Annotated in this window: 18 protein-coding genes; 6 read left to right on the plus strand and 12 right to left on the minus strand. The window is 70.1% G+C overall.

Translation table 11 applies throughout. The annotated features are described in order from the left end of the window. Positions 1-588: 588 nt before the first annotated feature. On the minus strand, positions 589-999 hold the full coding sequence (locus tag ASF28_RS13095; RefSeq protein ID WP_056093073.1) for an MAPEG family protein: 411 nt from the start codon (positions 997-999) through the stop codon (positions 589-591). 230 nt (positions 1,000-1,229) lie between these two features. Here ASF28_RS13095 and alaS point away from each other — a divergent pair, with 230 nt between their 5' ends. Next, positions 1,230-3,884: an alanine--tRNA ligase gene (alaS, locus tag ASF28_RS13100; RefSeq protein ID WP_056093076.1), complete on the plus strand. Its 2,655-nt coding sequence runs from the start codon at positions 1,230-1,232 to the stop codon at positions 3,882-3,884. 570 nt (positions 3,885-4,454) lie between these two features. Then, positions 4,455-6,032 carry a sensor domain-containing diguanylate cyclase gene (locus tag ASF28_RS13105; protein ID WP_056093078.1) on the plus strand — a complete coding sequence of 526 codons (1,578 nt, stop codon included), beginning with the start codon at positions 4,455-4,457 and terminating at the stop codon, positions 6,030-6,032. Positions 6,033-6,135: 103 nt separating this feature from the next. On the opposite strand, the gene ASF28_RS13110 is transcribed toward ASF28_RS13105, so the two are convergent. Then, positions 6,136-6,558 carry a DUF2147 domain-containing protein gene (locus ASF28_RS13110; RefSeq protein ID WP_056093081.1) on the minus strand — a complete coding sequence of 141 codons (423 nt, stop codon included), beginning with the start codon at positions 6,556-6,558 and terminating at the stop codon, positions 6,136-6,138. A 161-nt stretch (positions 6,559-6,719) separates the two neighbouring features. On the opposite strand from ASF28_RS13110, the gene rfbC reads away from it, so the two are divergent. From rfbC to rfbA, 4 genes are read left to right on the plus strand one after another with little or no spacing between them, the layout of a single operon-like run. Next, entirely contained in the window at positions 6,720-7,274 is a 555-nt protein-coding gene (gene rfbC / locus ASF28_RS13115; protein ID WP_056093084.1) for a dTDP-4-dehydrorhamnose 3,5-epimerase, read from the plus strand. Positions 7,275-7,330: 56 nt separating this feature from the next. After that, a complete protein-coding gene (rfbB, locus tag ASF28_RS13120; protein WP_056093087.1) occupies positions 7,331-8,422 on the plus strand; it encodes a dTDP-glucose 4,6-dehydratase in 1,092 nt (363 codons plus the stop codon). Further along, entirely contained in the window at positions 8,423-9,328 is a 906-nt protein-coding gene (rfbD, locus tag ASF28_RS13125; protein ID WP_056093090.1) for a dTDP-4-dehydrorhamnose reductase, read from the plus strand. Next, positions 9,325-10,218 carry a glucose-1-phosphate thymidylyltransferase RfbA gene (gene rfbA / locus ASF28_RS13130; RefSeq protein ID WP_056093092.1) on the plus strand — a complete coding sequence of 298 codons (894 nt, stop codon included), beginning with the start codon at positions 9,325-9,327 and terminating at the stop codon, positions 10,216-10,218. Before rfbD ends, rfbA begins: the two co-directional genes overlap by 4 nt. 481 nt (positions 10,219-10,699) lie before the next feature. Here rfbA and ASF28_RS13135 read toward each other — a convergent pair whose 3' ends face one another. The 10 genes from ASF28_RS13135 to flgB form a co-directional block, all read right to left on the minus strand. Then, positions 10,700-11,101 (minus strand): type II toxin-antitoxin system VapC family toxin, encoded by a 402-nt coding sequence (locus tag ASF28_RS13135; protein ID WP_056093094.1) that lies wholly within the window; start codon positions 11,099-11,101, stop codon positions 10,700-10,702. Continuing rightward, a complete protein-coding gene (locus ASF28_RS13140) occupies positions 11,102-11,347 on the minus strand; it encodes a type II toxin-antitoxin system VapB family antitoxin (RefSeq protein ID WP_056093097.1) in 246 nt (81 codons plus the stop codon). It lies immediately after the preceding gene. 188 nt (positions 11,348-11,535) lie between these two features. Then, complete coding sequence (gene recA, locus ASF28_RS13145; RefSeq protein WP_056093099.1) at positions 11,536-12,627, minus strand: recombinase RecA; 1,092 nt, start codon at positions 12,625-12,627, stop codon at positions 11,536-11,538. Positions 12,628-12,766: 139 nt separating this feature from the next. After that, a complete protein-coding gene (gene cckA, locus ASF28_RS13150; protein WP_056093102.1) occupies positions 12,767-15,418 on the minus strand; it encodes a cell cycle histidine kinase CckA in 2,652 nt (883 codons plus the stop codon). Between the two features lie 125 nt (positions 15,419-15,543). Then, positions 15,544-16,611 carry a flagellar biosynthesis protein FlhB gene (gene flhB / locus ASF28_RS13155; RefSeq protein WP_056093104.1) on the minus strand — a complete coding sequence of 356 codons (1,068 nt, stop codon included), beginning with the start codon at positions 16,609-16,611 and terminating at the stop codon, positions 15,544-15,546. Positions 16,612-16,793: 182 nt separating this feature from the next. Continuing rightward, positions 16,794-17,558 (minus strand): flagellar biosynthetic protein FliR, encoded by a 765-nt coding sequence (gene fliR, locus ASF28_RS13160; RefSeq protein ID WP_056093109.1) that lies wholly within the window; start codon positions 17,556-17,558, stop codon positions 16,794-16,796. An 18-nt stretch (positions 17,559-17,576) separates the two neighbouring features. Then, positions 17,577-17,843 (minus strand): flagellar biosynthesis protein FliQ, encoded by a 267-nt coding sequence (gene fliQ, locus ASF28_RS13165; RefSeq protein ID WP_056093112.1) that lies wholly within the window; start codon positions 17,841-17,843, stop codon positions 17,577-17,579. Positions 17,844-18,145: 302 nt separating this feature from the next. Next, positions 18,146-18,463: a flagellar hook-basal body complex protein FliE gene (gene fliE / locus ASF28_RS13170; protein ID WP_056093115.1), complete on the minus strand. Its 318-nt coding sequence runs from the start codon at positions 18,461-18,463 to the stop codon at positions 18,146-18,148. A gap of 53 nt (positions 18,464-18,516) precedes the next feature. Next, positions 18,517-18,927, minus strand: coding sequence for a flagellar basal body rod protein FlgC (gene flgC / locus ASF28_RS13175; protein WP_056093117.1), 411 nt, complete (start codon positions 18,925-18,927; stop codon positions 18,517-18,519). A gap of 44 nt (positions 18,928-18,971) precedes the next feature. Next, positions 18,972-19,439 carry a flagellar basal body rod protein FlgB gene (flgB, locus tag ASF28_RS13180; protein WP_056093120.1) on the minus strand — a complete coding sequence of 156 codons (468 nt, stop codon included), beginning with the start codon at positions 19,437-19,439 and terminating at the stop codon, positions 18,972-18,974. Positions 19,440-19,627 lie beyond the last annotated feature (188 nt).

Genomic DNA, 19,627 nt, shown 5'->3' on the forward strand with positions numbered 1-19,627 from the left:
AGGTGAGGGGGCTGCGTCGGAGGAGCCTCTTCCGGATTCGCCCCCTCACCTTCGGCTGCCGCCTCGACGCGCTCCCCGACAGGGGGGAGACGCGTCCCTCTCCCCGCAGGCGGGGCGAGGGGATGCGCACGGGGGGCGCTGCTTCGACGACGCCATTCGGCGGCGGCTTCAGACCGCGACCCTCGTCCGCGATCACCCTCTCCTGAAAGGCTACCGGATTCACACAAGTGCGAATGGGCCGATTCCATGCAGCGGCAGGCATCCGGATGCGGGCGGGAGGCGCACCGGGGCTCCCTCTCCTGGAAGGAGAGGGTTGGGGTGAGGTGTGTGAACTCTCCGGATAAGTCCCACACCTCACCCTGTCCCTCTCCTTCCAGGAGAGGGGACCCGAGCATCCCGCGAGATGTGTGAATGTCGTAGCCTGGACGGAGGGGGTTGGGGTCAGAGGCCTTTCGGCCGTCTCACACGGGCGGGGCCGTCCCGCGAGGGACAGCCCGTCATCGGATGTCAGAGTGCCTTGCTAAACGCCCGGCCCCGCCGGTTCTCGCCCTGGGCACGACGGGGCCGCGGGAGTTTCGTGAGGGACACTCAGTACGGCAGGATCTTGACGAACAGGCCCCACAGCACGAGCAGGATGCCGACCACGGAGACGCCCCAGAGGATCGACCGGACCTTGGGGATTCCGAGGCCGTAGACCGGCAGGTAGGCGAGGCGGCCGAAGAAGTAGAGGTAGGAGCCCAGCACCACCGCGGTGTTGTGGCGGCCGGTGGCGACGCAGGCCAGCACCAGGGCGGCGAAGATCGGGAACGTCTCGAAGAAGTTCTTCGAGGCCTTCTCCAGGCGCGACGCGGCCCCGGTCACCTCGGGCGTCCTGCCCTCGCGGTTGCCGGCGGCCCAGGTGAACCCGCCCCGCTGCTGCAGGCCGCTGTAGGAGGCGGCGATGATGTGGACGAGGCCGAGGAAGCAGGACCAGGCGAGGAGGCGGATTTCGACGGGCATGTGTGCGGTGTGTCCTTCGTGAACGGTGATCTCCCGTCCCTAAAGCATTGCGCCGACGAGGGGCACCCGCCGGTGCGAAACGTGAAACCGCCCGTGACTTGAGCCGGAACCCTCCGTATGAGACGCCTGCGCGGTCGGCTCGCCTTGCGGCGAGCCGTTGCGCGGGCGCTCCGGCCTTCGGGGCGGCCCGCACCGACCCGGCAGGGCCAACCGACAGAGTCATTACAGCGATGAGCGGCGTCAACGAGATCCGGTCGACCTTCCTCGACTACTTCGCAGCGGCGGGCCACACGGTGCTGCCGTCCTCGTCGCTGGTGCCGCGCAACGACCCGACGCTGATGTTCACCAATGCCGGCATGGTGCAGTTCAAGAACGTCTTCACCGGCGTCGAGAAGCGGCCCTACGACCGCGCCACCACGGCGCAGAAATGCGTCCGCGCCGGCGGCAAGCACAACGACCTCGACAATGTCGGCTACACCGCCCGCCACCACACCTTCTTCGAGATGCTCGGCAACTTCTCCTTCGGCGACTACTTCAAGCCGCAGGCCATCGAACTCGCTTGGGATTTGATCACCAAGGAGTTCGGCCTGTCGAAGGACCGCCTGCTGGTGACGGTCTATGCCGACGACGACGAGGCCGCGACGCTGTGGAAGAAGATCGCCGGCTTCTCCGACGACAGGATCATCCGCATCGGCACGTCGGACAACTTCTGGCAGATGGGCGACACCGGCCCGTGCGGCCCGTGCTCGGAGATCTTCATCGACCAGGGGCCGGGCCTGCAGGGCGGGCCGCCCGGTTCCCCCGACGAGGACGGCGACCGCTTCCTCGAATTCTGGAACCTCGTGTTCATGCAGTACGAGCAGGTGGAGCCGGGCAACCGCCTCGCCCTGCCGCGCCCCTCCATCGACACCGGCATGGGCCTGGAGCGCATGGCCGCCATCCTCCAGGGGGTGACGAGCAACTACGACACGGACCTGTTCCGCGCCCTCATCGACGCCGTCAGCCATGCCGTCGGCCGCCCGCCCGAACCCGGCACCGTCGCCTCCTACCGGGTCATCGCCGACCATTTGCGCGCCGCGTCCTTCCTCGTGGCCGACGGCGTGCTGCCGGGCAACGAGGGCCGCGGCTACGTCCTGCGCCGGATCATGCGCCGGGCCATGCGCCACCTCGAACTGCTCGGGTCCCGCGAGCCGGTGATGTACCGCCTCGTCCCGACCCTGGTGCGCGAGATGGGCCAGGCCTACCCCGAGCTCACCCGCGCCGAAGCCCTCATCGGCGAGACCCTGCGCCTCGAGGAGACCCGGTTCCGCCGCACCCTGGAACGGGGGCTCGCCATCCTCGACGCCGAGACCCGAACCCTCGCGCAAGGCCAGAACCTGTCGGGCGAGACGGCGTTCACCCTCTACGACACCTACGGCTTCCCCCTCGACCTGACCCAAGACGCCCTCAAGGCGCGGGGCATCGGCGTCGACACCGACGCGTTCGGGGCCGCCATGGAGCGCCAGCGCAAGGCGGCGCGGGCGGCCTGGACCGGCTCCGGCGAGGCCGCCACCGAGACCGTGTGGTACGGCCTCAAGGAGCGCACCGGCGCCACGGAATTTTTGGGCTACGAGACGGAGGCCGCCGAGGGCATCGTCACGGCGCTCCTGCGCGACGGCGCCGAGGTCGAGACCCTGGAGGCCGGCCAGACCGGCCTCGCGCTGGTCAACCAGACGCCGTTCTACGCCGAATCCGGCGGTCAGGTCGGCGACACCGGGACGCTGACGGCCGCCGGCCTCAAGGCGCGGGTGACCGCGACGGAGAAGAAGCTCGGCGACCTCTTCGTCCACCACGTCACCGTGGACGAAGGCCGGCTGTCCCTGAACCAGGCCGTCGAGCTCGCCGTCGAGGGCGGCCGCCGCGCCGCCATCCGGGCCAACCACTCGGCGACCCACCTCCTGCACGAGGCCCTGCGCCAGGTGCTCGGCGACCACGTCGCCCAGAAGGGCTCCCTGGTCTCGGCCGAGCGCCTGCGCTTCGATTTCAGCCACCCCAAGCCCCTCGACGAGGCCGAGATCCGCGCCGTCGAGGACATCGCCAACGCCGTGCTGCTGCAGAACACCCCGGTGGTGACGAAGCTCATGGCCCAGGACGAGGCCGTAGCGTCGGGCGCCCGCGCCCTGTTCGGCGAGAAGTACGGCGACGAGGTCCGCGTCGTCTCCATGGGCCTGCCCGGAGAGGGCAGCGGCAAGGCGTTCTCGGTGGAGTTGTGCGGCGGAACCCACGCGGCCCGCACGGGCGAGATCGGCCAGGTCTCCGTGGTGGGCGAGAGCGCCGTCGGCGCCGGCGTGCGCCGCATCGAGGCCCTGACGGCGGATTCGGCGCGGCGCTTCCGCGCCGAGGAGGCCCGGACCCTGGCGCAGATCGCCGGCCTGCTTAAAGCCGCCCCGGCGGACGTGCCCGAGCGCCTGTCCGGCCTCATCGAGGACCGCCGCCGCCTGGAGCGCGAACTCACGGACGCGCGGAAAAAACTCGCCATGGGCGGGGCCGGCTCGGGCGGCGACGAGGTCGCCGAGGTCGGCGGCGTCAAGCTCATGGCCCGCGTGGTCGAGGGCGTCGAGATGCGCGACCTCAAGAGTCTCGCCGACGAGGGCAAGTCCCGCATCGGCTCCGGCATCGTCGCCCTGGTCGGCGTCGCGCCGGACGGCAAGGCCGGCCTCGTCGTCGGCGTCACCCCCGACCTCACCGAGCGCTTCGACGCCGTCGCCCTGGTGCGGGCGGGCGCGGGCCACCTCGGCGGCAAGGGCGGCGGCGGCCGCCGCGACATGGCCCAGGCCGGCGGCCCGGAGGGCACGGGGGCGCAGGCGGCCCTGGACGCGATCCGGGCGGCCGTGGCCGGCTCTTAACGCCTTCCGTCGCGAGATCGCGCCGCGGAACGGGGCGTCGGGCGACCGGGCTCCGGTGAGGGGCCGGGTACGCGATGGCTCGGCATGATCCCACCGGTGCATGATCCCACCGTGAATGACCCGCCACAGGGAGACCGACTCCCTGGTCTCTTTCAGGGGGGCCGGGCTCTCAGGCACGGTGATCGACGCTGCGGTCGGCGCGGTCGCGGGGCCGAGCCGGACCGCGCGCTGATGCCCGGCGCAGCCGCCCGGCTACCCCGCGGCCGCCTCGGCGATGGGGACCCCCGCGCGGAGGCCGGCCGAGTCCGTATCCGCCTGAATCGTCCCGGATCGAGCGAGGCCAGGATGGTATCCGGAGGCCCGCGCGGCGTCCGGCGAAAGTCGAAATCCGTATCGCGGGGGGAGCCGCCAAACATCAAATGATAAAACCATCGGGCCTGACCGTGCCCGATGACGACACGTTCTGCGGGAAAACCGGGGCGGCGGTCCGGTGGAGCGCGCTTTAGCGTGCCATTAGGTTTCGGCATGCCAAACATCGGGTCACGACGACGAAGCCCGGAACGCTCGCCGATGGTCCTCCCGCCGCGCCTCGCGCGTCACGTTCACTCGGCGCGCACCTGGATCGTCCTCGGCATCCTGGCGCCCCTCGGGATGCTGGCCGTGTCCGGTCTGATGCTGCTCGACCTGCGCCGCGATGCCTGGGACAAGGCCGAGCAGACGTCGCGCAACCTGCTGCAGGTCATCGAGCGCGACATCGCCCGCAACGCCGAGATGTTCGACCTCTCGCTCCGGGCCGTCGTCGAGAACCTCCACGCGCCCGGCCTCGGGGCCCTCGACCCCGCCCTGCGCCAGCTCGTCCTGTTCGACCGCGCCGCCACCGCGCGGGACATGGGCGTGATGCTCGTCATCGACGAGAACGGCCAGGTCACCGAGGACATCGGCGCCGTGCCGCCGCGCAAGGGCAGCTACGCCGACCGGGAATACTTCCGGGTCCACCGCGACCGGACCGACCTCGGCCTGTTCGTCGGCGCGCCCATCGTCTCGCGCCTCACCGGCGAGCCGATGCTGCCGTTCAGCCGGCGCGTCGCCAAACCGGACGGCACGTTCGGGGGCGTGGTGCTGGGCAGCCTGAAGCTCAGCTACTTCGCGCACCTGTTCGACCGGATCGGCCTCGGCCGCGACGGCGCGATCAACCTCTACCTGCGCGACGGCACCCGCGTCATGCGCTATCCCTACGAGGCGACGGACATCGGCGTGAACATCGCCGGCGCCCCGACCTTCCGGCGGTTCCTCGCCGCGCGCAGCGGCACGTTCGTCGGCACCTCGGTCCGGGACGGGATCGAGCGCCACTACGCCTTCACCCAGGTCGGCGACCTGCCGCTCGTGCTCAACGTCGCCCTGGCGACGGGGGATATCGAGGCGCAGTGGCGGGCCAAGGCCCTCGTCCTCGGCGCGACGGTCCTGGCCCTGTGCGGGCTGACCATGGGCCTGTCGCTGCTGTTCGGGCGCGAGCTGAACCGGCGGGCGGCGATGCAAGCCGAACTCGCCCACCTGTCGTACACGGACGCCCTCACCGGGCTGCCGAACCGCCGCCGGTTCGACGAGGTCTTCCAGCGGACCTGGAAGAGCGCCCGCCGCACGGGCCGGCCCCTGGCGCTCCTCATCGTCGATGCCGACCACTTCAAGCGCTACAACGACCGCTACGGCCACGCCGTCGGCGACGCGGTGCTGAAGGGTCTGGCGCAGGGCCTCGCGCAAAGCGTGCATCGCCCCAACGACCTCGTGAGCCGGGTCGGCGGCGAGGAATTCGCCCTGCTCCTGCCCGAGACCGACGAAGCCTCGGCCCTCCGCATCGCCGAGGCCGTGCACGCCCGGATCGCCGGACTCGATGCCCGGATTCCGGGGCTCGCGGCCGGGACCGCCGGGACCGACGCCGTCACGGTGAGCATCGGCCTGGCCGCGACGGGCGGTCCGGCGTCCGCGGGCGATGGCGACGCGGAGGCCGCGGACCTCTACGGCCGGGCCGACGCGGCCCTCTACGCCGCCAAGGCCGGCGGCCGAAACCGCACGGTGCGGGCCCGCGGCCCCGACCGTGCCCGTCCGGGCCCCCTGAGGTCCATTCCCGTCGGCAGCACGGTCTTCCTGTAGGCCGGTGCGGGGGCGTCGCGGAGGCACCGCGACGCACGAAACGCGGACCGGCGGGACACCGCCCGTCCCCGCGACGGCCCCCTGCCCCGCGACCCGCGGCGGTTCAGTTCACCCGCTTCCACGTCTGGGTCTTGCAGAACACGCTCATGACGCAGCCGGAGACCTCGACCACGTCCGCGCCCTTGAGGGTCAGGCTGCCGGCGTAGGTCTTGCCGTCCTTGGGGTTGTAGAGCGCGCCCTCGAAGCCGTCCCCCTTGGCGCGGTCGGCGGTCATGATCCGGACGCCGACGAGGCTGCGGCCCCGCAGGGCGGCGTCGGGGTTCTGGGTGTCGAGGCCGGGGCCGGACACGCTGGCGAGGGTGCCGCAATAGCCCGCGCCGCAGCGGGCGATGCGGACCCGGGAGCCGCCGGTCTCCGTCAGCCACAGGCCGCTGGCGTCGGGCGTCGTCTGGGCCGCGGCGGACCCGGCGAGGCCGAGAAAAACGGCGCCCGCCCAGGCGCAGGCCGTCCGGTTCGTCGTCGTCATCGTGCGATCTCCCTTGAAACGCCCTGCGCGGGCGGGCGGCATAGCGCGGGCCCGACGCCCTCGGCAAGCGCGCCGCGAAACCGCTCAAGTCCTGTCCCAGCCTTGACAACCCGGCGCGAACCCCGGCCTAGGACGGTTCGATTTTGCGGAAGGCATTCACCATGCGGGTGATCGAAACGGAGATCGCCGCGGTCAAGCGCGTCGTTCCCAAGCGCTTCGGGGACGAGCGGGGCTGGTTCTCGGAAACCTACCGGGCCGATGTCCTGGCCGCGGGCGGCATCGACGACGTCTTCATCCAGGACAACCAGTCCTTCTCCGCGCCGCAAGGCACCGTGCGCGGACTGCATTTCCAGCGTCGCCCCATGGCCCAGGCCAAGCTCATCCGCGTCCTTTCCGGCGCCATCCTCGACGTCGCCGTGGATCTGCGCCGCGAATCGCCGACCTACGGCCGGCACGTGGCCGTCCGGCTCGATGCCCAGAACAGTGAGCAGCTGTATGTTCCGATCGGATTCGGGCATGGTTTCTGTACCCTCGTGCCCGACACCATGGTGGCCTACAAGGTCGCGGGCGGGATCTACAGTCCGGAGCACGACGGCGGCCTTCTCTGGAACGATCCCGATCTCGGCATCGACTGGCCCGTGGGCGAGGCCGACGCGCACTTGTCGGCCAAGGACAGGATCGCACCGCGGCTGGCCGAGCTTCCGCCCCTGTTCTGAGATGTTCTGAAACCGGGCCCAGCCCGATCCGACTCCGCGAGAGAGCGTTCCATCCCATGCGCATCCTGGTCACCGGCGGCTGCGGCTTCATCGGCTCCGCCCTCGTCCTGCATCTGGTTCAGGATCTGGGCCACGACGTCCTGACCCTCGACGCCCTGACCTATGCGGCCAATCCCATCTCCCTGCAGCCCCTGGCCGAGGACCCGCGCCATCGCTTCGCCGAGGCCGACATCTGCGACCCGCAGGCGGTCCACGCCCTCTACGCCGAGTTCCAGCCCGACGCCGTGATGCATCTCGCCGCCGAGAGCCACGTCGACCGCTCCATCACCGATCCGGGCGCGTTCATCCGCACCAACGTGGTCGGCACCCAGGTGATGCTCGACGGCGCCCGGACCTATTGGGATACGCTCCAGGGCGCGGCGAAATCCGCCTTCCGCTTCCTCCACGTCTCCACGGACGAGGTCTACGGCTCGCTCCCGCCCGACGGGTTCTTCACCGAGGAGAGCCGCTACGACCCGCGCTCGCCCTACTCGGCCTCGAAGGCGGCGTCGGATCACCTGGCGCGGGCGTGGCACGAGACCTACGGCCTGCCGGTGCTGATCACCAACTGCTCGAACAACTACGGCCCGCGCCACTTCCCCGAAAAACTCATCCCGCTGATGATCCTCAACGCCCTGGAGGGCAGGAACCTGCCCGTCTACGGCGACGGTCTCAACGAGCGCGACTGGATCCACGTGGAGGACCACGCGCGCGGCCTCGTCGCGGTGCTGACCAACGGGCGCCTCGGCGAGACCTACCTGCTCGGCGGCCGCTCCGTGCGCAACAACCTCGCGGTGGTGAAGGGGCTGTGCGCCGCCTTCGACCGCCTGCGCCCCGAGCACGCGCCGCACGACCGCCTCATCACCTACGTGGCCGACCGGCCGGGCCACGACCGCCGCTACGCCATCGACCCGTCGAAGGCGGAAGCCGAGGTCGATTGGGCGCCGACGAAGAACTTCGAGACGGCACTGGAAGAGACCGTGCGCTGGTACCTCGACAACGAGGCGTGGTGGCGCCCGATCCGCGAGGGCCGCTACACCGGCGAGCGCCTCGGCCTCGGCGCCGCGCCGGCGTCTGCGACGCAATCATCCGCCGCGAAGACGTCCTGAATGGATATCCTGATCCTCGGCGGCGCCGGCCAGGTCGGCACCGAGCTGCGGGCCCATGCCTGGCCCGACGGCGTGCGGGTCGATGCGCCGGACCGCGCGGCCCTCGACATCACCGACGCCGAGGCCGTGGCCCGCGCCCTCGACGCCAAGCCCTACGCGGCCGTGATCAACACGGCGGCCTACACCGCCGTGGACAAGGCCGAATCCGACGTGGTCGCGGCCTGGCGCCTCAACGCCCTCGCCCCGGCGATCCTCGCCGCCGCCACGCACTTACGAAAGATTCCCCTCGTTCACGTCTCGACGGATTACGTCTTTTCCGGCGACGAGGCGGGCGACTACGCCCCCGACGCCCCCGTGAACCCGCGCAGCGTCTACGGCGCCAGCAAGGCGGCGGGCGAGATGGCGGTGCGCACGGCCAACCCGCGCCACGCGATTCTCCGCACGGCCTGGGTGGTGAGCCCGCACCGGGGCAACTTCGTGAAGACCATGCTGCGCCTCGCGGCCGAGCGCGACGCGCTCACCGTGGTCGACGACCAGCACGGCTGCCCGACCTCGGCGACGGATCTGGCCGAGGCCTGCGCCGCCATCGCCCTGCGACTCGCGTCGGACGCCGATGCGCCCACCGGCACCTTCCACTGCGTCAATGCCGGCTCTACCACGTGGCGCGGCTTTGCCGAAGCCATCGTGGCGGGCTCCGCCGCCCGCGGCGGCCGCGCGATCCCCGTCACCGGTATCCCGACCAGCGCCTATCCGACCCCGGCCCGGCGCCCGGCCAATTCCCGGCTGTCGACGGCGAGCCTGACGGCGGCCTACGGGATCGCGCCGCGCCCCTGGGAAGCCGCCCTCGACGACATCCTCGACCGGCTCGTCGGGCCGTCCACCCAGAACACGGAGACCCGGGCATGAAGGGCATCGTCCTTGCCGGCGGATCGGGCACGCGCCTGCACCCGGCCACCCTGTCGATCAACAAGCAGCTGCTGCCGGTCTACGACAAGCCGATGATCTACTATCCGGTCTCGGTGCTGATGCTCGCCGGCATCCGCGAGATCCTGATCATCTCCAGTCCCGAACACCTCGACAACTACAAGCGCCTGTTCGGCACCGGCGAGCAGTTCGGCCTGCGCTTCTCCTACGCGATCCAGCCGCGCCCCGAGGGTCTGGCCCAGGCCTTCGTCATCGGCCGCGACTTCGTCGGGACCGACGACGTCGCCCTGGTGCTCGGCGACAACCTGTTCTTCGGCAACGGCATGAGCGAACTCCTCGCCCGCGCCCGGACCCGCACGAGCGGCGCCACGGTGTTCGCCTACCACGTCGACAATCCGGCGGCCTACGGCGTCGTCACCCTCGACAAGGCCGGGCGCCCCTTACGCCTCGTGGAGAAGCCGCCGGAGCCCGAGAGCCCGTGGGCGGTGACCGGCCTGTACTTCTACGACAACCAGGTCCTCGACATCGCCGCCGCCGTCACTCCGTCGCCGCGGGGCGAGCTCGAAATCACGAGCGTCAACCAGGCCTACCTCGAACGCGGCCAGCTCCACGTCGAGCGGATGTCGCGCGGCTACGCCTGGCTCGACACCGGCACCCACGACAGCCTGCTGGAGGCGGCCGAGTTCGTCCGCACCCTGCAGCACCGCCAGGGCCTGCAGGTCGCCTGCCTCGAGGAGATCGCCTACCTCCAGGGCTTCATCGACAAGGAACAGCTCATCGCCCGCGGCAACCTGTTCGCCAAGACCGCCTACGGCCAGAACCTCCTGCGGCTGGCCAGGGACGACGCCTACGCGGAGTTCGCGTCGCGCTGAGGCTTCGCGGACGATTACGGGCGGTTTCGCGAGGGGTGCGGGTTCCGTCCCGCGACGGGTAATCCCCACCCATCGCAGCGCGATGCGGCCCCCCCTTGTGGGGAGGAGTGGGAGGTGGGGGGGGTTGGGAGACCCTCAGCGCCCACGAAGGGATCGCGGGAGCGAGCCCGTCACCTGCGGAGGCTGGCGGAGCCACCCCCACCCCTAATCCTCCCCACAAGGGCAGGGCGATCGCAGATGACCACCGGTGTCATTCCGGGGCGCCGCAGGCGAACCCGGAATCCAGAACCGCCGAAAGCGCAAAACCTTGCAAAACCGGTGGTTCTGGTTCCCGGGTTCCGCTGCGCGGCCCCGGGATGACACAGCGTTGCGGGACGTCAAACGGTCCCCAAATGCCATCTGCGATCGCCCTCCCACAAGGGGGGGAAACCCGTGCTGTCTCGGACAGTGTCGCCGGTCGTCGGAGGTGCCATGCTGCCGATTACAGCGCGCTCGTCAGGTCCGTGTGGGTAAAATCTCGTCCCTTGAAGAGGATCGGGGCCCGTGCGGCGCGGGCGCAGGCATAGGAGAGACAATCGGCGAGATTGAGCTGCGCGGGGTGGCCGCGGCCCTTGCCGTAGCGCCGGAACGCTTCGACGGCGCCTCGGCCGATGCCGTCGTCGATGGGCAGGACGGTGATGCCGGCTTCCGTGAGGAACGCATCGAAATCCGCCTGGACCTCGACGGGGTCGCGATCGAGGCGGGTCGCCAGGACCATGCAGGTTTCGAGGCGCACCATCGGCGAGGTGCAGCGTCGCTCGGCGCGCTCGATACAGGTGGCCAGGATGTCGGCATCGGACTCGCCGCAGAAGATGGCCACGAACGCCGATGTGTCGATGAACACTCAGCGCTCCCAAAGGGCGTCGCGATCCGCCTCCGTGACGGGACGTGGATTCGGGCCTGCCTTGGACCGTGCGCGATCCGCGAGGGCCGTGAGGCGATGGGCGAGCGGGGTGGTGGAACGCTCGCGCTCGAGTTCATGCTCGAGGGCCTGAATCACGACCTCGGTGATGCCGGTCCTGCGGCGCTGGGCGAGTTCCCGGGCGAGTTCGTGGGCCCGCGGATTGCGGACGTTCAAGGTGGTCGCCATCTCAGCCCCTCATTACATGAGTATGATGATGTAATGATCGTCGCGTTCGATCAAGGCTTATCGTCTGGGCGCCGGGCAATGAACGTGAGGTCGGACGCCACTGCAGGTCGTTGAGGTCTGAACAAACAAAAAGCCGCCGGGTCACGGACCCGGCGGCTTTTCTCATTCAAGCGACATGCGGCAGGAACTCAGGCCTCGCCCTCGTCCAGATCGTCCTCGGTGGGCTTGGCCGTGTCGAGGATCTTGTCGGCCAGGACGCCGGAATTCTGGCGGATCGCGGCCTCGATCTTGGTGGCGATGTCCGGGTTGTCGCGCAAAAAGCCCTTGGAGTTCTCGCGGCCCTGGCCGAGGCGCTGGCTGTTGTAGGAGAACCAGGCGCCCGACTTCTCGACGATGCCGGCCTTGACCCCGAGGTCGATGAGCTCGCCGACCTTCGACACGCCCTCGCCGAACATGATGTCGAACTCGACCTGCTTGAACGGCGGGGCGACCTTGTTCTTCACCACCTTGACGCGGACCTGGTTGCCGATGGCCTCGTCGCGGTCCTTCAGGGTCGAGATCCGGCGGATGTCGAGGCGCACGGAGGCGTAGAACTTCAGGGCGTTGCCGCCCGTCGTCGTCTCCGGCGAGCCGTACATGACGCCGATCTTCATGCGGATCTGGTTGATGAAGATGACCATGCACTTGGAGCGCGAGATCGAGCCCGTGAGCTTGCGCAGGGCCTGGCTCATGAGCCGGGCCTGGAGGCCGGGCTGGCTGTCGCCCATCTCGCCCTCGATCTCGGCGCGGGGCGTCAGCGCCGCCACGGAATCGACCACGAGGACGTCGATGGCACCCGAGCGCACCAGGGTGTCGGTGATCTCCAGCGCCTGCTCGCCGGTGTCGGGCTGCGAGATCAGCAGGTCGTCGAGCTGGACCCCGAGCTTGCGGGCGTAGATCGGGTCGAGGGCGTGCTCGGCGTCGACGAAGGCGCAGACGCCGCCCTTCTTCTGGGCCTCGGCGATGGTGTGCAGCGCCAGCGTGGTCTTGCCCGAGGATTCCGGCCCGTAGATCTCGATGACGCGGCCGCGCGGCAGGCCGCCGACCCCGAGCGCGATGTCGAGGCCCAGGGACCCGGTGGAGACCACCTCCACCTCAGCCACCTGGGCGTTCTTGCCGAGCCGCATGATCGAGCCTTTGCCGAAGGCCCGCTCGATCTGCGACAGCGCGGCGTCGATCGCCTTCGCCTTGTCCTTGTCCACCATGGGAGCGTCCACAACTTTCAGCGCGGGCTGGGCCATTCGTCGGCATCCTTATGCATGGGGTGGGAGCAAGGCTCAATGCGCCCTGGATGACGATTGATGTACCTGTTTTGTTCTCATTGTGCAAGGCCGGCGCCCACGGATTCCCGCGAACGCCGGCAAAAAGCCCCGCAAAAGATCAGCGGGCGATGGTCTCCTTCACCGTCTCGACGAGCTGCTTCAGGCTGAAGGGCTTGGGCAGGAAGTTGAAGTCCTCGCCGTCGGGGAGGTTTTTGCGGAAGGCATCCTCGGCGTAGCCGGAGACGAAGATCACCTTGAGGTCGGGGTGGTGCTTGCGCAGTTCGCGGAGCAGCGTCGGCCCGTCCATCTCGGGCATCACCACGTCGGAGACGACGAGGTCGATGACCTGCGTCTTGTCCTCGATGATCTTGAGGGCGTCGAGGCCCGACGCCGCCTCCAGCACCGTGTAGCCGCGGGCCGACAGGGCGCGGCTGTTGACGGCGCGCACGGGGTCCTCGTCCTCCACGAGGAGGATGACGCCCTGGCCGGTGTGGTCGGGCGCCGGCTTGCGCGGGGACGGGCCGGCGAGTTCGGGCGTGCCCTTGAGGCGCTTGGCGGCGACCTCCGCCGTGGTGTTGCCCGCCACGAGGTCCGGCGCGGGCTCCGGCTCCGCCACCGGCTCGTGGCGCGGGAAGTAGATGCGGAAGGTGGTGCCCTCGCCCACCGTCGAGCGCACGTCGATGGTGCCGCCGCTCTGCTTGACGATGCCGAACACCGTCGAGAGGCCGAGGCCGGTGCCCTTGCCGATCTCCTTGGTGGTGAAGAACGGCTCGAAGATCTTCTCCATGACGTCGGGCGGGATGCCCTGGCCGGTGTCGCTGACCTCGATGAGGACGTGGTCGCCGGCCGGCATGCCGAGGCGGGCCTCCGCCGGGGTGGCGTCGTGGACCACGTTGGCCGTGCGGATGAGCAGGCGCCCGCCCTCCGGCATGGCGTCGCGGGCGTTGACGGCGAGGTTGACGATGACCTGCTCGAACTGGTTCACGTCGGCCTTGATCGGCCAGATCTCGCGCCCGTGCTTGAGGTCGAGGTCGACGCGCTCGCCGAGCAGCCGCTTCAGCAGCAGGGTGAGGTCGGACAGGGCCTCGCCGACGCTCATCACCTCGGGCCGCAGGGTCTGGCGGCGGGAGAAGGCCAGCAGCTGCCGCACCAGGCTGGCGGCCCGGTTGGCGTTCTGCTTGATCTGCATGATGTCCTGGAAGGCCGGGTCCGTGGGCCGGTGGCTCGCCAGCAGCAGGTCCGAGTAGCCGATGATCGCCTGCAGGACGTTGTTGAAGTCGTGGGCGATGCCGCCGGCGAGCTGGCCCACCGTGTCCATCTTCTGGGCCTGGGCCACCTGCTGCTCGAGCTGGCGCTGGGCGGTGGTGTCGAGGGCGTAGAGGATCACCCGCTCGCGGTCGCCGGATTCGTCCGGGCGGCCGCCCTCGGCGGCGCCCTCGACGCCGGCCGGGCTGAGCCAGACCCGGGCCGAGCGGTTGCCGGGCCCCGTCAGCATCACCTCGATGGGCTCGATGGCGGCGAGGCCCTCGGCGGCCTTGGCAAGCGCCGTCTCCAGGGCGGCGCGGTCGCGCTCGACCAGGGCGTCGCAGACCGTGGGTTCGGCCTCCAGGCTCCCCTGGCCGTCCGGCATGGCCTGGCGCGGGGTGCCGCCGAACAGGCGCGCGAACGAGGCGTTGGCCCGGGCGATGTGGCCGCCGTGATCCACGGTGGCGATGGCGATGGGGCTGTTGTTGAGGAAGCGGGCGAGGCGCACCTCCGCGGCGCGCTGGGGCTCATCGGTCTCGGCCCCGGCCGAGCGGTTGAGGACGATGGTGCGCGACGGGCCGGGCCGGCCGTCCTGGCCGAAGGCGACGCGGTGGTAGAGCCGGGCCGGGAGCGGATGGCCGTTGCGGCGGCGCAGATCGAGGTCGAACCGGTCGGTGCGGACCTCCCCGGGCAGGCCGCCCGTGGCCGTGAGCACGTCGGCGCCGGGCGCGATCTCGGGCAGGCGCAGGCCGCCGGAGCCCACGGTGGCGAGGTCGTAGCCGAGCCAAGCCGCCAGCGTCGCGTTCATGTAGACGACGGACCCGGCCGGATCGATGGAGAGGAAGCCCGCCGGCGCGTGGTCGAGGTAGTCGATGGCGTGCTGGAGCTCCTGGAAGACGTTCTCCTGGCGCTCGCGCTCGTGGGTGATGTCGGAGACGCTCCACAGGGCGGCGGACCGGCGCGGCCGGTCGATGGGCCGCACGGCGATGCGGTACCAGGCGAAGGCCCGGTCGCCGGCCCCGTCGGGGGGCGGCGCCATGCGGATCTCCTCGCCGTGGCCGAGCCCCTCGCGGGCGGCCTGGGCCAGGCGGTACACGGCCTCCGACACCTCCGGCGAGCCGACGAAGACCCGCTCCACGGGGCGCAGGTTGGCGAAGGTCTCGCCGCCGGCGATGCGCAGGTAGGCCTCGTTGGCGTAGATGAGCCGGCCGCCCTCCTCCACCACGATGGTGCCCTCGGGCGAGGCGTCGACGATGGCCTTGGTGATGTCGTCGCGCCCGGTCTGGCCGGCGAGCTGAAGGGCGCCGATGGCCAGGGCGAACAGGCAGAACACGCCCGCCATGGCCAGCAGCGCCAGGAGGCCGAGGATCAGCGGCTGGGCCTGCTCGTTGGCGACGAAGGACAGGCCGACGGCGGCGCCGACGAGGAGTCCGGCGAGAACGAGGAGCAGCCCGACGCGGCCGGGCCGCTCGGACCGGTCGATCGCGTTCGGCGCGGCCTTGGTTGGTCCGCTGAACTCAGCCATCCCGGGTCGATCCACCTGTCTTGTGACACCCGGTTAGCGCCCGGCCCGCCCGTGCGGCAAGGGTCATCCCGCCACGGCTTTCGAAAGATTACGGTGAAAGAGGTGCATAAACCGTGGCGTTCGTCCTACGCCGCCCGGCGCCGCAGGCGCATGACGAAGCCGATGACCTCGGCCACCGCGCGGTAATGCTCGGCGGGGATTTCCTCGTCGATGTCGACGGTGGCGTGGAGGGCGCGGGCCAGCGGCGGGTTCTCCAGCACCGGCACGTCGTGCTCCTTGGCGATGGCGCGGATGCGCAGCGCGAGGGAATCGACGCCCTTGGCGACGCAGATCGGCGCCTGCATCCCGGCCTCGTAGCGCAGGGCCACGGCGTAGTGGGTCGGGTTCGTGACGATGACGGTGGCGGTGGGCACGGCGGCCATCATGCGCTTCTTCACCCGCTGGGCGCGGATCTGCTTCATCCGGCCCTTCACCTCGGGGTTGCCGTCGCTCTCCTTGTGCTCCTGCTTCATCTCCTCCTTGGACATGCGCAGCTTCTGGCGCCACTTGAAGCGCTGATAGACGGCGTCGCCGAGGGCAATGGCGACGAACACCGCCAGCATGCCGCCCATGAGCTTCAGGCACAGGGACAGGATCGCCGCGAGGGTCGCCGACGGATCGAGGCGGACGAACACTTCGAGGCGGTCGCGCTCGCCCCACAGGATGGTGCCGCCGACGATGCCCACCATGGCGAGCTTGGCCAGGCCCTTGATGAACTGGAACAGGGCCTCCATGCCGAAGATGCGCTTGGCGCCGGCCATGGGCGAGACCCGCTCCCATTTCAGGCCGATGGCCTCGGTGGAGAACACCAGGGGGTGCTGGATCAGGCCGGCGGCGAGGCCCGCCACCACCACGAGGCCGATGGGGACGGCCAGGGCCTGGGCGTAGATCATCATCGTGCGCAGGCCCATGGCGGCATAGACGTGCGGGTCCGACGGGACCGCGTGGGCGTTCATGAGGAAGCCGCGCATGCCGGCCACGAGGTCGCGGGCGATGGACCCCGACGCCATCACCAGCGCGAGGGTGAAGGCCGCCAGGATGAAGAACGTGTTGATCTCGATGGAGTTGGGGACGTTGCCCTGCTCGATGGCCTTCTCGATGCGCCGCGGGGTCGGGTCCTCGGTCTTGTCTTCCTGCTCCGCGCCCTCGGACATGGCTCAGACCGTTTCGCGATGGATTGGCGGGTTCGCGCGGGCACGACGGGCCGCCCGCGCAATCCACGGGGAACCGTCGTCCGGCATGGCCCGCGACGGGCTCGCTCTCCTGGAAGGAAAGGGAGCCGTGCTGCCCGCCCGATCGACGAAGCCCATTGCCAGGGGCGGAAACACAAGCCCCGTCACCGCCCGGCCAGATCCGAGAGGTAGCGGCCGATATCGTCGAGAAACACGCCCATCATCACGCCGAGACTCCCGAGCAGGACCAGCATGCCGATGAGGACCGAGGCCGGCACGGCGACGAAGAACACCTGCATCTGCGGCATCAGCCGGGCCAGCACGCCGAGGCCGACGTTGAACAGGATGCCGAAGGCGATGAACGGCGCCGCAATCTGCACCCCGAGGGCGAAGCCCCGCGCGACGGCCTTGAGGGCGAGGGTCGCGGCCTCGCCGAGGCCCGGCACCCCGTCGGGCGGCAGCAGCACGTAGCTGCGGCCGATGGCGTAGAGGGCGACGTGGTGCAGGTCGGTGGCCACGATCAGGGTGACGCCGAGCAGGGCCAGGAAGTTGCCGATGGCGGTCTGCTGGCCGCCCTGCGTCGGGTCCACGGTCATGGCGTAGGACAGGCCGAGCTGCTGCGACACCACCACGCCGGCGACCTGCAGGGCGGCCAGCACCATCCGGACGGTGAGCCCGAGCATCAGGCCGACCAGCACCTCGCCGAACAGCAGCGCGATGAGTCCCGGCCCGGCGATGGCCCCGCCCTGCATCGGCAGTAGGGGGCGCACCACGGGAAACAGTACGAGGGACAGCAGCAGGGCGAAGGCCAGCCGCAGGCGCGGCGACACCAGCTGCTCGCCGACGCCCGGCATCAGCATCACCAGGGTGCCGACCCGGGCGAAGGTGAGCAGGAAGGCCGCCGCGATGCCGGGCAGGAGCAGGTTCATGCCCCGTCATAGCAGGCTTCACCCGCCGGCGACGATGCGGGCGGCGATGCGGGTCATGTAGCCGCCCATGGCGTCGCCCATGAAGGGCAGCATGAACAGCAGGGTGGCGAACACGGCGACGATCTTGGGCACGTAGATCAGGGTCTGTTCCTGGATCTGGGTCAGGGCCTGGAGCAGGGAGATCACGAGGCCGACCACGAGGGCGACGAGCATGATCGGCCCCGCCACCTTGAGGAACACGAAGATCCCGTCGCGCGCGACGTCGATGATGGCGAGGCCGGTCATGCTGTTTTCGATTCTCGTGTCCGAGGGATCATGGATGCCTTCCCTCCGCCGAGGGCGACCGTTTTGACGTCTCCCGCGGGTAGCGCGGGTCCCCTCTCCTGGAAGGAGAGGGACAGGGTGAGGTGTGCGAACCTTTCGGAGATGTCCCACACCTCACCCCAACCCTCTCCTTCCAGGAGAGGGGGCCTTTCGCGCTTTACGCCGACCCATCGGGGCTTGCGAAGGCAGTCGGCGAGCGCGTGTGTCACCCCGACCATGCCGGTGGGAGGGAAGCGGAAGGCGCAACGCGCAATGCCAAAAAACTAGATCTGCATCCGCATGATTTCCTCGTAGGCCGAGATCATGCGGTCGCGCACGGCCACCATGGTCTGGAGGGCGGTCTCGCTCTCGGCCACCGCCGTGACCACGTCGACGACGTTGGCCTTGCCGCCCGCCACCGCCAGGGCCTGGGCATCGGCCCGCTGGCCCGCGGCACCGACGGAATCGAGGGTGGAGGACAGGAGCGAGCCGAAGTTGATGCCCTGCGGGTTGGCGACGGGCGCCGCCTTCGCCATGGCGCCCTTAGCGCCGATGTTCTGGATCGCGGCGTAGGCGCCGGCGGCGAAGGCGTTGGTGGCCATGGCGGAGGGTCTTTCGGGCGCGGGGTCTTGTGGGCAAGGGGTGCGGAGGCGGATCAGGCCTTGAGGATCTCGAGGGTCTTGGCCACCATCCGGCGGGTGGCGGTGACCATGTTGAGGTTGGCCTCGTAGGAGCGCTGGGCCTCGCGCATGTCCATGTTCTCGATGAGCCCGTTGACGTTGGGCAGGCTCACGTCGCCCTTGGCGTTGGCGGCCGGGTTGCCCGGATCGTGCTTGACCCGAAACGGGGAGGAATCGCGGCGGACCCGACCGGTCTCGACCAGGGTCGCCCCGGTCTCGCGGTCGACCTGCTGGGTGAAGGTCGGGATCTTGCGGCGATAGGGGTCGCCGCCCGGCGTGGTCGGGGCCGATTCGGCGTTGGCGATGTTCTCGGCGATGACCCGCATGCGGCTCGACTGGGCCTTGAGGCCCGAGGCGGCGGTGGTGAGGGATTTGAGGAAGTCCATGGCGCTCTCGATGGTTCGGGCGACGATCCGCGGGGGGGCGCGGGTCAGCGCTTGCCGATGGCGATCTTCAGGGTCTCGAGGCTCTTCTGGTACATGGACGAGGCGAGCTGATAGTCGGCCTGGTTGTCGCCGGCCTTCATCATCTCCTCCTCCAGGTTCACGCCGTTGCCGCTCGGGCGGATCTCGAAGCCCTTGACCCGGCGCGGATCGGCGCCCGGCCCCTCCCCCGCCTGGGCCAGGGCGATGTGGGACGGGCTCGTCACGGCGAGGCCGGAGCCCGACGCCTCCACGGGCTGGGCCAGCGCCATGGCGCCGAAGCTCGCCGCCCCTCCCATGCCGGCGCCCGCACCCGCGCCGGCGCCGCGACCGAGATCGGGGTTCGCCAGATCGCGGGGCTTGAAGCCCGGCATGTCGGCGTTGGCGACGTTCTCGGCCAGGAGCTTCTGGCGGGTCTGGTGCCACTGCATCCGGGTGCGCAGCATGCCGAGGATGGGCAGGTCGGTGACGGACACGGTGCGGCTCCAGACCCCGCACCCGGTCGGATGTGCCGGGCGATGGGCAAAATCTGCCGCCTCCATGGTTAACGTCGCGTTAAGATCCGGCCTGCACCGGCCGTTGCGCTCGCCCGTCAAGGAGCTGTTAACGAAGTCTTAACGTTATTGCCCCTGGCCGGCCGGGGCGTGATAGTGCTGAGATCAGC

Source organism: Methylobacterium sp. Leaf99, assembly GCF_001422375.1.
GTDB lineage: Bacteria > Pseudomonadota > Alphaproteobacteria > Rhizobiales > Beijerinckiaceae > Methylobacterium.